We start from the raw sequence: 12,945 nt of genomic DNA on the forward strand, positions 1-12,945 counted from the left end.
GCCCTTGCGGCGTAGTCGCTATTTATTCAGTCCAAGTTTCGGGGCGCAGTTCATAGGCACCTTTATGGTGGTTTTGCTGACTCGTCCGACCTGTCCATCACGGTGCTTGTGTAATTAACGAGAACACTCATTGTTTTGTAAGGACGGCGCTCACATGCCGTCTTTTTTTGTCAACTTATGCAGTCTCGACCGTGTTGTATGTAGAGGGATCTCGCGAGACGCCTTCCCTATATCCACCACGACCAATTGGAGGTGACACTATGCCTGCACGCCGTAACCGCAATAGCACGCTCCGATGCGATGCCGATCAGATCGAGCGGGAAGCAAAGCGCTTGGTCGACACGTATTCCGACCTCATCCTTCGATTGTGCTATTCGGCCCTTGGATCCGCTGACGACGCTCAAGACATCTGCCAGGACACGCTGATCAAGATTCTCCAACGCACTCAACCGTTCGACTCGCTCGAACACGAACGTGCTTGGGTGATCCGAGTCGCACTGAACGCATGTCGCGATATCGGCCGTACGCACGCGAATCACCCGGTTGTCGACCTCGATTCGCTCCCCGATTTCTGCGCACCCGTAACACATACCGAGCAAGAATTCGCGCAACGCGACTGCGCCATTCTTTCCGCTGTCACGGCCCTGCCTCAAGCACAGCGCATCGCCATCTTTTTGCACTACTACGCAGGCATGAGCATCAGGGAAATCGCAGACGCCGTTCACGCGACGCCAGCTGCAACCGCCCAGCACCTTAGCCGCGGACGTGCGTCACTTCGGCTTTCCTTGAAAGGAGACCACAATGACTACGAATTCGAATGACTATCGCCACGCCCTGGAGCACATTTCGTTTACCGATAATGCGAAGCAGCACATGGCAAACTCGATTGCTCAGTCCGTCGCCTCGAGCGATGCGGCGACCGCTCAAAGCAACTTTAATGGCACGCGACGCAAGCCGCGCATCGCCCGCCATCCCGTAAGAACAGTCGCTCGCATTGCCGCTGTAACGGCAGTCCTCGCTATCGTCATTGGAGGCGCTGGCACGGCTATGGCAACAGGCGTCCTGCCGCTTCCTTCTGACATGCTTTCCGACATCTTTGACGGACCTGCTTCTCAAACCGAGATCATCGACCGTATTGGCCGGCCCGTCGGTGCTAGCTGCTCCAACAACGGAGTCACCGTGACCGCCGACGCCATCATGGGCGACAAGGATATGGTTACCATCGCCTATACGCTTACGTTCGACGATCCCGCTGCCCTGAAAAAGCTTTCCGAGCCGGGCGAGAACGGAACTATCACCGGAAGTGTCGATGGAAACGTATACGTTGATGGCGAGCATGGCGGCCAAGGCCAATCATGGCTCATTGACAAGAACCCCAATGACTCCAGCATTCAATACTTTGCACAGTTCAGCGTTGAATCACCCGGCCTTATGGGCAGGACCGTCCGCACGCATATCAACTCTCTCGTTGTGCCACGTGCTGGCAAAGAGCTTCCCGAGTATAAGAAAATACTTACGGGCCCATGGGATCTTAAGTTCCAGCTGAATTACGAAGATACATCCGTTACGATTCCCGCGCCCAAATCGGTCAACTTTAACGGCACCAAGGCGACGATTCAAGAGGCCACCGTATCCTGCGTTGGCGTTTCAGTCCGCTACAACATAGATCGTTCCATCGAACACGACAACAACAGCGGCAAGATGTCTCAAAACATGGAGGAGTCTATGGATGCCGTTGGCAACATACCCCTCATCGTGACGTTCAAAGACGGTCATGTTGAGGACGCAACCAGCCACAGCGGCTATTTCGCAAATAAACTGGATAACGGCACCACTGATGTCCACAAGACCTGGCCGTTCTCGCAAGTTTGTGACACAGACAAGATTGCAAGCGTACAAATTGGCGATACGGTCATTCCCATGAATTCGTAACGCTACGCGGCTCGTATATGCACCCGGTTCCACACTTCGCGTCTAAAGATGCGCTGTCATCGAGCAGCGTGAGCGCAAGGCCGCCCGTATGGTCGGCTGGGAACACCTCGTTGCGCTAAAAACCACCACGAAGGGGACCGGCACCTTTGTGGTGGTTTTGCTGACTCGTCCGACCTGTCCCAACGGTTTGTCTCAATCTGTAACAGGTAGGGCCCAAATAATCGGTTAGCTGTTACAGATCGAGACAGACCACGGATGCTCAGCCGAAAATCTCAATCTGTAACAGGTAGGAACGATTTTGCCCCTTAGATGTTACAGATTGAGATATTTGACAGCTTGAATCGGCATCGCCTACAGCGCGGCGACGACCTTGTCGCCCATCGTCGTGGTGCCGAGGATCTTATCTGCCGGGGTGTTGACATCGGCGATGTCACGGGTGCGCCAGCCCTCGTCGAGCACGCGCGCCACGGCGCTCTCGATCCACGCGGCTTGCTCGCCCATGTCGAGCGCGTAGGTCAGCAGCATCGCCACCGACAAGATTTGAGCCAGCGGATTGGCCACGCCGAGCCCCGCGATGTCAGGAGCGCTGCCAGCGCTCGGCCCAAACAGCGATACGCCATCATCCAGCGAGGCAGAGGCAAGCATACCGAGCGATCCGGTAATCTGAGCCGCCTCATCGGACAGGATGTCGCCGAACATGTTCTCCGTCACCACGACGTCAAAGTCTGCCGGTCGACTGATGAGCTGCATGGCGGCGTTGTCGACGAGCAGGTCCTCAAGCTCCACGTCGGAGTACTCCTCGTCTTGCACGCGATGCACGATCTCGCGCCACATGCGGCTCGTCTCCAGCACGTTGCGCTTATCAACGCTCGTCACTTTGCCGCGACGTTTGCACGCCGCCTCAAATGCCTGGCGCGCAATGCGCTCAATCTCGTACTCGCGATACTCCATCACGTCGACCGCACGCTGACCGGCCGCACCCGCAGCGCCCGCGCAGGTCACGGATGCGGACGCCAAAGTCCCACGGCATGTTGTGGCCCATCGTATCGGGGATGTTCACGACCGTGGCACCGGCCTTTACGGCCGCCTCGATAATGCGCACCAGAAACTCCTGATCGGAGCGGCCGGCATCCTCGGCATAAAACTCAACATCGTCAACGAACTTGCGAGCATGTTTGACGGCATGGATCGCTCACTCAATTGCCCTTTCCTCAGTCATATGGAGCTTGTCGCGCAGGTGACTGGTGCTCACACCCAGCCCTGTATGGATACGGGGCCTCTGGGCCGTTTTGAGCGCCTCTGCAGCCACTTCGATATCCCTGTCGACAGCGCGCGTCAGGCCGCATACCGTGCATCGGTCGCCCGCAATCTTGCCAATCTCCTGTACGGAGCGAAAGTCACCAGGACTCGAGATGGGAAAGCCCGCCTCGATAACGTCCACGTTCATGCGCACCAGCTGGCGGGCGATGAAGAGCTTTTCCTCGGTATTCATGCTGGCGCCCGGCGACTGCTCACCGTCGCACAGGGTGGCGTCAAAGATTGTGATTTTGCGGCTTATATGTTCCTCCTGATTGACCGTTTTATGACAGATGGCTTTCAGGAGAGAGAGAAGGCCTAGAGATAGAAAAATACCCGTGTCGCTCATCACGCCTGAAAGCGGCAGACGATAGCGCACCCGGGTACAACAAATCGTTATAGCGAGATTACAACCCTAGCGCGCTATCCAATCTAGTAGCGCTAGGCCTAGGAGCTGTTGCGTGTTCTTAAACATGTTGGGCTCCCTTCGGCCTCGGGTAGTACTACATCGCGCTAAAGTACAACACAAGTAAAACCACCACAAGGGTGCCTGTCCCCTTCGTGGTGGTTTCGTTGACTCAAAAGCAAGAGACCCGGTCCTGCACGAGGCAGAACCGGGTCTCTTTAGCAATGCTTGCTTTGCTCAGGCAGTAACTGTTAGTTACTCAGCCAGGAAGTCGCGCTGGATAGCGGGATCGACCTTGACGCCAGGGCCCATGGTGGAAGACACGGAGATGGACTTGACGTACTTGCCCTTAGCAGAAGAGGGCTTGACGCGCAGGATCTCGGTGTACAGGGCAGCGTAGTTCTCGACGAGCTGCTGCTCAGAGAAGGACTTCTTGCCCAGGGGCACGTGGCAGATGCCGTAGCGGTCGGCGCGGTACTCAACGCGGCCAGCCTTGAGCTCGGAGACCATCTTGGCGACGTCCATGGTCACGGTGCCGAGCTTGGGGTTCGGCATGAGGCCACGGGGACCAAGGATCTTACCGATGCGGCCAACCTTGGCCATCATGTTCGGCGTAGCGATAGCGGCGTCGAAGTTGATCTCGCCCTTCTGAATCTGGGCGACAAGCTCGTCGGAACCGATGATGTCGGCGCCAGCAGCCTCAGCCTCGCGGGCCTTCTCGCCCTCGGCGAAGACGGCAACACGAACGGTCTTGCCGGTGCCGTGGGGCAGGGAGATGGAACCACGGATGTTCTGGTCAGCCTTACGAGTATCGATGCCCAGACGGAAGTGGGCCTCGACGGTCTCGTCGAACTTGGCGGTGTCGAGCTCCTTAATGAGCTTGGCAGCCTGAAGGGGGGTGTAGAGCGTGGCGCGATCGATCTTCTCGGCAGCGGCGTTATAGCTCTTACCATGCTTAGCCATGTGCATTACCTCCTGTGGTTAAACGGGCGTGAGCCCTCCCACATCGTATCGTGTGCCCTATTGCACACATTTAACGGGCGCCCAGGTCGGAGCACCCGTCGTTACCATAAGAAATCGCTACTCAGCGATGGTGACGCCCATGGAACGGGCGGTACCGGCGATGATCTTCTTGGCGGCGTCAATGTCGTTGGCATTGAGGTCCGGCATCTTGATCTCGGCGATCTTGGTGAGCTGCTCCTGGGAGAGCTGACCAACCTTGTCGGCCTGGGGCTTAGCGGAACCAGACTTGAGGTTCAGCTCCTTCTTGATGAGGTGAGCCGCCGGCGGGGTCTTGGTGATGAAGGAGAAGGACTTATCCTCGTAGACAGAGATCTCAACGGGGATGATGTCGCCCTTCTTGTCCTGCGTCTCGGCGTTAAAGGCCTGGCAGAACTGCATGATGTTCACGCCAGCAGCGCCCAGAGCGGGGCCGACGGGAGGAGCGGGGTTAGCTGCACCAGCAGGAATCTGGAGCTTAATGACGTTGGCAACCTTCTTCTCAGCCATGGTCATTCCTTTCGAATCACGAGTGTGAAGTACTTGCTATATCGTAAGCACGCACGTGTTAGAAGCACTCCTGAGATGAGCAGTCACAGAAGAAGCACGCTCGCGCGAACGGACGAAAACTTAAGCGATGACAGCGACCTGGTTAAAGTCGAGCTCGACCGGCGTCTCGCGGCCAAAGATCATCAGCGTGACCTTGAGCTTGCCAGCCTCGGTGTTAACCTCGGAGACCTTGCCATCAAAGTCGGTAAGCGGGCCATCGGTGACGCGGACGGACGTGCCGACCTGAATATCAACCGAGGTGCGCTTGGGCGAATCGCCCTTACCGGGACGACGAGTCATCTTGTTGTACTCGTCGCGGGAAAGCGGAGCGGGCTTGCCGTTGCCGCCTAGGAAACCGGTGACGCCGGGCGTGTTGCGAACACACGTCCACGCATCGTCATCCATCTCCATGCGAACCAGGACATAACCCGGAAAGATCTTGGAATCCTTGGTCTCGCGCTTGCCACCCTCTTTGATCTCGGTGACGCGCTCCATAGGAATCTCGATATCAAAGATACGGTCCTGCATGCCCATGGTCTCGATACGATGCTCGAGATCGGACTTTACGCGGTTCTCGTATCCGGAGTAAGTGTGAACGACGTACCAACGCTTAGACATGGTTTAGCCCCTCAATCCAGAGAACAGAGCAAGAGCCTCGCCAAAGCCAGCATCGAGCAGAGCGATGACGACGCCGACGACGACCAGAGAAGCGCAAACGACGACCGAGTAGTTCACGAGCTCCTTCTTATCAGGCCACGTGACACGCTTCATCTCGGACTTGACCGAAGCGAAATACTTCTTGGTGCGGGCGAAGAAACCAGGCTTCTCGTTCTTCTTGGACTTCGCAGCCTTCTCGTTCTTCTTGGCAACGGCCTTCTTGGCCTCAACCTTGGAGTTGGCAGCAGCGTTGTTGGCAGGTGCCGGCTGCTGAGCCTTCTTCTTGTTCTTCTTGTTGGCCATTTGGGTTACCTCCGCGCAATGCGCTTATACATGAGTAAACCGTAAGCCCCCAAGTGGGAGCTTACGGAATAATGACTGGCACGCCAGGAAGGACTCGAACCCTCAACACTCGGTTTTGGAGACCGATGCTCTACCAATTGAACTACTGGCGTATGTGACTAGAGACTAGCGAGTCTCTTTGTGCAGCGTGTGGTGACGGCACCAGGGGCAATACTTCTTGATCTCCATACGATCAGGCATGGTCGACTTGTTCTTGGTGGTCGTATAGTTGCGGCGCTTGCACTCAGTGCACGCAAGAGTAACTAGAGTACGCATGTATCCTGAACCTTTCATTTCCGCCCCGTACGGGCACGAGTTGTTACTTTATCAGCTCCACGTAAGTGCTGTCAATGAAAACCTCGAGTCAATTGGTTCTCGGTGGATCCATTCATATTTGGAACACATCAATGAAGCCATCGAGAGCTAATCGACGGTGCATCCAGGACCACTATCGATCCTCTCGACACCAGCAACGGCTCAATATCCATTGCAGAAAAGAACCCGGCACCCATATAAGTGCCGGGTTCTCTAAGTCAGCTATATCAAAGAGCTAATTTACTCAATGATCGTGGAGACGATGCCCGAACCGACGGTGTGGCCACCCTCGCGGATAGCGAAGCGCAGGCCCTCCTCCATGGCGATCGGGTGGATGAGGTCGCCCTCGATGGTGATGTGGTCACCAGGCATAGCCATCTCGGTGCCCTCGGGGAGCTTGACCGTACCGGTAACGTCGGTGGTACGGAAGTAGAACTGAGGACGATAACCATCGAAGAACGGGGTGTGACGGCCGCCCTCCTCCTTGGTCAGAACGTAGATCTCGCCGGTGAACTTGGTGTGCGGGGTAACCGAACCGGGCTTGCAGAGAACCTGGCCGCGCTCGATGTCCTCGCGCTTGATGCCGCGGAGCAGCAGACCGACGTTGTCGCCAGCCTCGCAGAAGTCCATGGACTTACGGAACATCTCGATACCGGTAACGACGGTGTTCTGGGTATCCTTGATGCCGACGATCTCGACGGGCTCGTTGAGCTTGAGCTCACCGCGCTCGACACGGCCGGTAGCAACGGTACCACGGCCGGAGATGGTCATAACGTCCTCAACGGCCATCAGGAACGGGAGGTCGTTGTTACGAGCAGGCGTCGGGATGTACTCGTCGACGGCGTTCATGAGCTCGCGGATAGCGTCCATCCACTTGGCGTCGCCCTCGAGAGCGCCCAGAGCGGAACCACGGATGACGGGGATGTCGTCGCCGGGGAAATCGTACTCGGAGAGGAGCTCACGGGTCTCCATCTCGACGAGGTCGATGAGCTCGTCATCGTCAACCATGTCGCACTTGTTCAGGAAGACGACGATGTAAGGAACGCCAACCTGACGGGCGAGCAGGATGTGCTCGCGGGTCTGAGCCATGGGGCCGTCGGTAGCGGCGATGACCAAGATAGCGCCGTCCATCTGAGCAGCACCGGAGATCATGTTCTTGACGTAGTCAGCGTGGCCCGGGCAGTCAACGTGAGCGTAGTGACGGGCAGCAGTCTCGTACTCGACGTGGGAGACGGAGATCGTAATGCCGCGCTCGCGCTCCTCGGGAGCCTTGTCGATGTTCTCGAACGCAGTGAAGTCAGCCTTGCAGCCCTCGGTCTCGGAGAGAACCTTGGTGATGGCGGCGGTCAGCGTGGTCTTGCCGTGGTCGACGTGACCAATGGTGCCGATGTTAACATGCGGCTTAGTGCGCTCAAACTTCTCTTTGGCCATAAAGCCCTCCTCTAAACAGGTCGTCCCCGGACGGGACTTTGCCTTTATACCATAGTGGCCTCTCAACATACTATTGAGAAGCCACCGTGTTACCTATGGTAGCGGTGACTGGATTCGAACCAGTGACGCCACGGGTATGAACCGTGTGCTCTAACCAACTGAGCTACACCGCCGGATGGAGCCTGCAACCAGACTTGAACTGGTGACCTCTTCGTTACCAACGAAGTGCTCTACCGACTGAGCTATACAGGCACTTGACGGGTGGGAGCTATAGGATTCGAACCTATGTAGGCAGAGCCAACGGGTTTACAGCCCGTCCCCATTAACCACTCGGGCAAACTCCCAATCGTTCAAGTATCCGCAGGTCCTTTGGTCTTTTGGACCGCCGCCCCCGCGAACGAAAAAGATAATACGATGCAACCTTGGGGGCTGTCAACGAAAACCTCTAGATACACGGCCCCGGGCGTATCTATTTAGCTGTGACCTGCGGTTTTGCTGAGTTTAGATATGATGGACAGTGGATTTGCATGTAGCGGTGACATTTCCCGAGGGAACACTTTGGCGTAGTGGAGTGAGCCTGCAGATTATTGCTTCGATAGCGATTCATTTGCACCTATATATAGGTCGAGATCGAGCTTCCCAGACAGAAGATTGCTCTTCCCAGGCAAAATCGAGCGTGGATTTTCTTCCGTTTGAAATCGAGCGTGGATAATCTCCCACTTTTGACGTGCCACTGGGCCCAATGTGGCAGATTATCCACGCTCATTCACTAAGCGGGAGATTTTCCACGCTCGTTCGTCCGAAAATCCTCGCTCGATCAAGCAGACCATGGGCTTCACCGTTTTCATCTCGATCTGTAACAGTAAGAGGGTTATTCCTCCCCTATCTGTTACAGATCGAGATATTAAGCAGAGATTCCAGCTTACGTCTCATTCTGTAACAGCTTGAACGGTTTTCAGCCTCTTCGTGTTACAGATTGAGATATTACCCACCAACCCGTCTTAACATCTCAATCTGTAACAGCTTGAAGAGAAATACCGGTCTAGATGTTGCGGATCAAGATTGAATCGCTTGGGCTGAATGCCCCAAGATATTGGCTGGCGGTCACTAGAACTCAATCTCGTCAAAGTCAAAAGCTTTCAAAGTGAGTCCAACGAGCTTGTCTGTGCGCTCCTGAATCTGCTCGCTCGTCCAGGTATCAGTGTTTACCAACTCGTCGTTCAGGTTCAACCCGTTGCGGTATCCGACATTCGCCCCGTTGACATCCTTGCGGTCTCGCTTGGTCACAAAGGGCATGTTGCTCAGCTTTGAGTTATACCCGGTGATGGTTAGATTACCAAGCGTGTGGACCTGTTTCTCCTGCACCTCAATCGCCTTAGACATGTCGCCGTCCGCAACCATCTTCACCCATTCATCTGGAATGTTCTTGCCCTGAGGGAAGATGTGCTCGATTGTCCAGACGTAGTTTCCGGAGGCGTATCGTTCCCAAAGTGGCTTCATCTCTTTCGTAACGCTCGGAGATGCGATAACAGTAAGGATGTAGCGCGTCATATCGGGATTGACGTCGTAAATCGGCCCCTCAAGACGTTCTTTGAAGAAAGCGTCGCTGGCAGACACATCGACGAGACGCTTCTTGATGTACTCCGCGGCTGCAATGCCCTTGAGCCCCTCGCTTTCGAGGCTCTCACAAATACTGATGAAGAGTCTCTCAAGATCACGTGTGGGAGGTGTATCGGTGAGGTTGCGCCGGACAAAGAAGCAGACGAGGAGCTTAACAAGAAGCGCGAGGGTTTCATCTTTTAGCTCCAATTGGCTCTGCTTCTTAAAGAGGAACAGCAGCAACAGGTAAGATGCGACGCCCTGCGCTCTCGAAAGCTCCAAAAGCTGATGCGAAAGCTCGGAATCCGGGCTCTCTTGATCGAGTCCAATGATCCTCGAATAGAGTGCGGAATTCTCGGTCAGCTCGTCCAACACCTTAAGGGCGCCGTCATCAGATTCCATCCGCTTCTCGTAGATTTTCAGAAGGTTGGACCGCGTGGCAACGGAACCGAGGGGGAGCTGGGAACCAGATTCGCCGATAAATGGCTTGTTCACCTCCCGGCGGAAGGCGTCGTAGTTCTGGCGGAAGAAGCGTTCCTGCGTCTTGTAGTCATCGCCGAGATTGTGGAGCACTTCCTGCCAGCGTTCAAAGTAATAGTTGAGCTGTCCGTCATCCACCCCGGCAACCTTGCCGAGAAGCATGTTCTTGATAAGGTCAACGGCGCTCAAGGGAACACCGCGGTTGTTCAGGGACGCGAACAAGGTGTAGGCGTCAGCATGACTATCGACGGTAATCTGGACCACGACCGCCGAACACACCAACCTGCAGATATCAAGGAGGCAGCGAACGCACTCGATTCCATCCCTGCCCTCAACGTCCTCACCCAGCCGATCGTAAAAATAGTTGAATGCCTTAGACATCTTTCTTAGACCAAGGAACTTCGGCTTTTGTATAACCGTATCTAAGCCGATATGTTCCTTCAAAATCCAGCGGTAATCCTCAAGGTTATGATTCTGAACCTGAGGAATAACGCGCGTGATTGACTTGTCAGATTTCAAGATCAGACGATTGCGCAGGGGTCGAATATCGTCCAACATCATGTCGTCATCGATAGAATCCTTATGCTCCATGATGCGAGTATAGAGGGCGGCAAGGAGAAGACTGAGCGTCGTCAGGCGTTGCTGGCCATCGATAACTTCATAGTGAATGGTATCCATCTTGGAATTCACGGTCCCGTTCACGACAATAAACGAGCCCAGGAAGTAACCGGCGTCGTTTTGGGTGATGTCATCATAGAGATTCGCCCAGTCGCGCTGATTCCAAGTGTATTCGCGCTGGTAACGAGGAATGTCATAGATTTTTAGCATATCGGTCGACAGAATATTGGCAACCGTTGGGTCCTCTACGCTATTAATCATCATGGGTCCTTTCAATCGCCTTGCTCACAAACGACGGGAAATCCTTGTCGCTCTTGACTTCTCGCGCCGAATTAAATCTAGACTATAGTAATACCCATGGGCTACAGGAAAGAGAGCCGTGCACGGCGTGCGATCTTTCGAGAAGCGGCATCGGAGCTCTCAGCGCCTTGGTCACTTTCCACTCTATCCCAGTTGGAGACACAAAGCCCAAAACTCTAATGGAGACAGCAACTGTAAGCTTGGCTTTTCCCGCCTCATTGCACGCGTTTATTGACAATGAGCATCGGTTGCAAAACACACAAGTGCACTTTCAGATTTAATTGTTGCATATTTGTTGCATGAGCTGTTGCATGAGAAGGCAGAATCAGAGGCTATATCGCCTCTGACCTGCGAAAACTCATGGAGCCAGTGACAGGAATCGAACCCGCAACCCACTGATTACAAATCAGTTGCGCTACCGTTGCGCCACACTGGCACACTTGGCGCTTTCGCGCGAAGCCAATTAAGAATAAAGGAATTGCGGACGAGGCGCAACAGGCCGCACAGCGTTATACAAATATGCAAAATCCAGCAACAACACGTACCAGGCCCGTTCATTTCTGTCAGTTCGCCCTCAATCTTAAAACCCTTCGTCAAAACGAATAGTTTTAATTACAATGAAATAGATAAAACTGTTCGTTCTGGCGAAGGGTTTCGCGATGTTAACTACCAAGGAAGCCGCCGAACTGCTCGACATCACTCCGCGCAGGGTGCAGGAGCTCATAAAAAACGGAGCACTTGAGGCCCGCAAGGCTTCTGGAGTATGGCTCATCGACAAAGACAGCGTAGACACGCGACTCCGCTCCGCAACCAAAAGAGGGGGACGGCCTCGTCGTGGGCATGGGAAAAGCGAGATCGCATTCACCCTCATGAACCGCACGCACGAAGTGGCCCAGCTGGTCTACAGCAGATCACGGAAAGACTTCACCCATATCGGCGCCGACGTCGATCGTGCCCACGCCCCTATTGGAGTTTTTGCTCCCAGCAAACCTGTATCGCTCGACTCCTTCCGCATCTGGTGGCGCGGCCGCGGTATCCCGCTCGCACGCATTGGGCTAACCTCTCTGCTTGAAGAAGCCGCAGTCGATGTTCCCGATGAACTCGTTCAGCGAAATCTTGGCCTCTCCTTATCCGACCAGTATTGGATTAGGCCCCAAGACTCCGGTCTCTCGTGGGAAGATATCAATTTCTTCAATAATGCTTTTGACGACGTCTCTCTCAGCATCGCGCCCTTCGCCCCAGAGGGCAAGGCGGCTGCCGCAAAGCCCGACAACACCTCGGACGGCAATCTTCAAAAGTACTGGACATGCGAGGGCGACCGTCGAATCCTCCACAAGGCAGGTGCGCATCTAAACCAGGAACCCTATAACGAGATGGTGGCGACTGCACTTCACCGTCGTATCCTAAACGCTTGCGATTATGTACCCTATTCGCTCGAAGGCGTGGGTACTTCTGCCCTGAGCATATGCGATGTCTTCTTAACTGATGAAGAAGAGTATGTCCCTGCGTTCTATGTAAACCAGCACGCAAACGCAGATGAACGGCTAACCGACTACGAGCGATATGTAGCAAACTGCGAAGAGCTCGGGGTGACAGGCGTCAAGGATGCCCTTGACCGCATGATTGTATGCGACGACATCATCGCCAACTATGACCGCCATTGGCGTAACTTTGGCCTTGTACGAAACGTCAACACACTAACCTGCAGACCTGCCCCCATCTTCGATTCGGGCTCATCGCTCTGGTGCAACATTTCTCTTGAGGAGCTTCGGGCAGGAGAGCACAGTTTTACCAGCGCGCAGTTTCATTCAAGCCCCGCGAAACAAATGCTGCTTGTTGAGGATATGAGCTGGTTTGACGGCGACAAACTCGAAGGCTTCGTTGACGAGGCACTCGAGATTCTGTCCAGAAATGACGCGCTCACGGCAAGGCTGCCATATCTAAAAGAGGCACTTACATGGCGCCTCCGTAGAATGATCGACATCGCTGAATGGAGTTAGCGAGACAGCGTCGCACCGTCA

The 12,945-nt window shown here is 54.8% G+C and carries 11 protein-coding genes, 5 tRNA genes and 1 pseudogene; 3 read left to right on the top strand and 14 right to left on the bottom strand.

Annotated elements, in window-relative coordinates; all coding sequences use genetic code 11:
* The first annotated feature begins 260 nt into the window (after positions 1–260).
* Both DWV43_RS02045 and DWV43_RS02050 read left to right on the top strand, forming a co-directional pair.
* Positions 261–821 (top strand): RNA polymerase sigma factor, encoded by a 561-nt coding sequence (locus DWV43_RS02045; protein ID WP_117583099.1) that lies wholly within the window; start codon positions 261–263, stop codon positions 819–821.
* A complete protein-coding gene (locus tag DWV43_RS02050; RefSeq protein ID WP_117816894.1) occupies positions 802–1,932 on the top strand; it encodes a DUF4179 domain-containing protein in 1,131 nt (376 codons plus the stop codon). The genes DWV43_RS02045 and DWV43_RS02050 overlap by 20 nt, the downstream gene beginning before the upstream one ends.
* 351 nt (positions 1,933–2,283) lie before the next feature.
* Here DWV43_RS02050 and DWV43_RS02055 read toward each other — a convergent pair whose 3' ends face one another.
* From DWV43_RS02055 to DWV43_RS02120, 14 genes and pseudogenes are all read right to left on the bottom strand, one after another.
* Entirely contained in the window at positions 2,284–2,949 is a 666-nt protein-coding gene (locus DWV43_RS02055; RefSeq protein WP_233539178.1) for an isocitrate/isopropylmalate family dehydrogenase, read from the bottom strand.
* Positions 2,858–3,577 (bottom strand): annotated as a pseudogene (locus DWV43_RS02060) (hypothetical protein). Before DWV43_RS02060 ends, DWV43_RS02055 begins: the two are co-directional and overlap by 92 nt.
* A 312-nt stretch (positions 3,578–3,889) precedes the next feature.
* Positions 3,890–4,597 (bottom strand): 50S ribosomal protein L1, encoded by a 708-nt coding sequence (rplA, locus tag DWV43_RS02065; protein ID WP_089572518.1) that lies wholly within the window; start codon positions 4,595–4,597, stop codon positions 3,890–3,892.
* Positions 4,598–4,714: 117 nt separating this feature from the next.
* Positions 4,715–5,143 carry a 50S ribosomal protein L11 gene (gene rplK / locus DWV43_RS02070; RefSeq protein ID WP_022093893.1) on the bottom strand — a complete coding sequence of 143 codons (429 nt, stop codon included), beginning with the start codon at positions 5,141–5,143 and terminating at the stop codon, positions 4,715–4,717.
* A gap of 120 nt (positions 5,144–5,263) precedes the next feature.
* Positions 5,264–5,800, bottom strand: a complete 537-nt coding sequence (nusG, locus tag DWV43_RS02075) for a transcription termination/antitermination protein NusG (RefSeq protein ID WP_006234984.1) — start codon at positions 5,798–5,800, stop codon at positions 5,264–5,266.
* A gap of 3 nt (positions 5,801–5,803) precedes the next feature.
* A complete protein-coding gene (gene secE, locus DWV43_RS02080) occupies positions 5,804–6,142 on the bottom strand; it encodes a preprotein translocase subunit SecE (protein ID WP_117635375.1) in 339 nt (112 codons plus the stop codon).
* Positions 6,143–6,218: 76 nt separating this feature from the next.
* A tRNA-Trp gene (locus tag DWV43_RS02085) sits at positions 6,219–6,294 on the bottom strand.
* A 13-nt stretch (positions 6,295–6,307) separates the two neighbouring features.
* The gene (gene rpmG, locus DWV43_RS02090) at positions 6,308–6,457 is read right to left on the bottom strand and encodes a 50S ribosomal protein L33 (protein WP_022093895.1); all 150 of its coding nucleotides are present in this window, start codon (positions 6,455–6,457) and stop codon (positions 6,308–6,310) included.
* Positions 6,458–6,736: 279 nt separating this feature from the next.
* A complete protein-coding gene (gene tuf / locus DWV43_RS02095) occupies positions 6,737–7,927 on the bottom strand; it encodes an elongation factor Tu (RefSeq protein ID WP_117563790.1) in 1,191 nt (396 codons plus the stop codon).
* 96 nt (positions 7,928–8,023) lie between these two features.
* Positions 8,024–8,100 (bottom strand) — tRNA-Met (locus tag DWV43_RS02100).
* A 3-nt stretch (positions 8,101–8,103) separates the two neighbouring features.
* A tRNA-Thr gene (locus tag DWV43_RS02105) sits at positions 8,104–8,179 on the bottom strand.
* A 10-nt stretch (positions 8,180–8,189) separates the two neighbouring features.
* A tRNA-Tyr gene (locus DWV43_RS02110) sits at positions 8,190–8,271 on the bottom strand.
* A gap of 763 nt (positions 8,272–9,034) precedes the next feature.
* The gene (locus tag DWV43_RS02115) at positions 9,035–10,888 is read right to left on the bottom strand and encodes a DUF262 domain-containing protein (protein ID WP_117816896.1); all 1,854 of its coding nucleotides are present in this window, start codon (positions 10,886–10,888) and stop codon (positions 9,035–9,037) included.
* A 397-nt stretch (positions 10,889–11,285) separates the two neighbouring features.
* Positions 11,286–11,360: transfer RNA gene (locus tag DWV43_RS02120), tRNA-Thr, on the bottom strand.
* 223 nt (positions 11,361–11,583) lie between these two features.
* On the opposite strand from DWV43_RS02120, the gene DWV43_RS02125 reads away from it, so the two are divergent.
* Positions 11,584–12,924 carry a DNA-binding protein gene (locus tag DWV43_RS02125; protein ID WP_117816897.1) on the top strand — a complete coding sequence of 447 codons (1,341 nt, stop codon included), beginning with the start codon at positions 11,584–11,586 and terminating at the stop codon, positions 12,922–12,924.
* Positions 12,925–12,945: the final 21 nt, after the last annotated feature.

This window comes from Collinsella sp. AF05-9, assembly GCF_003465595.1.
Classification (GTDB): Bacteria; Actinomycetota; Coriobacteriia; order Coriobacteriales; family Coriobacteriaceae; genus Collinsella.